Genomic DNA, 1018 nt, shown 5'->3' with positions numbered 1-1018 from the left:
GGAATCGGGAGAGCTGATTCCATAGGGTTGATTGTGATCGGCCGGGAGGCATCCCATGCCAGCTCCTCTGTCCCGAGACTTGCGTGAGCGGATCGTGCGTGCGGTGGCAGGTGGATCTTCCATCCGGCAGGCGGCCCTGCGGTTTGAGGTCAGCCCGTCGGCTGCTGTGAAGCTGATGCGGCGCTTTCGCCAGAGCGGCAGCCCGGCTCCGGCGCGCTTTGGCGGCCACCGTCGGCCCATCCTCGAGCCGCATGAGGCGCTTGTGCGAGCTCTCCTCAATACCAAGTCAGACATCTCGCTCGTCGAGATCCAAGCCGAGTTGCGCCAGCACGGCATCGTGGTCGGGGCGACCTCCACCATCAGCCGCTGGCTCAGGCGAGCCGGCCTGACGCATAAAAAAAGAGCCTGAGAGCCGCCGAGCAGGATCGCGCCGACGTGGCGCGCGAACGGAAACACTGGCGCGTGTGGCAGCGCTATATGGATCCGGCCCACTTTGTGTTCCTGGATGAGACCGGCACCTCAACCAACATGGTGCGCCGCTACGGGCGCTGCCCCAGAGGCGAGCGGCTGGTGGATGCCACGCCATGGGGTCACTGGAAGATCACCACCTTTGTGGCCGGCCTGCGCGCCAGCGGGTTGATCGCCCCGATGGTGCTGGATGGGCCGATGACCGGTGAGGTGTTCCGCGCCTATGTGGAGCAGGTGCTGATACCAGAGCTCTCGCCCGGTGATGTGGTGGTGCTCGACAACCTGGCCGCTCACAAGGTGGCAGGGATCCGCGAAGCCATCCGTGCTGCCAATGCCAGTTTGTTGTACCTGCCGCCGTACTCGCCCGACCTGAACCCAATCGAGCAGGTGTTTGCCAAGCTTAAGGCGCTGCTGCGCAAGGCGGCGGCCCGCACCAAGGAGGTACTCTGGAGCACTATCGGAGAACTGCTCGATCGCTTCCCCGCCGAGGAGTGCCAGAACTATCTCAGTAACTGCGGATACGAGTTCACCTAAATCGAATCCGCTCTAG

Annotated in this window: 1 protein-coding gene; it reads left to right on the top strand. The window is 63.9% G+C overall.

Annotated features, from left to right (window positions below; translation table 11 throughout):
* Positions 1–55: 55 nt before the first annotated feature.
* Positions 56–1002, top strand: a protein-coding gene (locus E4K09_RS18970; protein WP_425293864.1) for an IS630 family transposase whose coding sequence is annotated in 2 segments (ribosomal slippage) — positions 56–394 and positions 397–1002 — 945 coding nt in all. Because the reading frame shifts where the segments join, the coding sequence is not laid out codon by codon here.
* Positions 1003–1018: the final 16 nt, after the last annotated feature.

This window comes from Microvirga pakistanensis, from assembly GCF_004458765.1.
GTDB classification, from domain to species: Bacteria; Pseudomonadota; Alphaproteobacteria; order Rhizobiales; family Beijerinckiaceae; genus Microvirga; species Microvirga pakistanensis.
The sequence above is the reverse complement of the archived record's forward strand: the minus strand, read 5'-3'. Positions and strand labels throughout refer to the sequence as shown.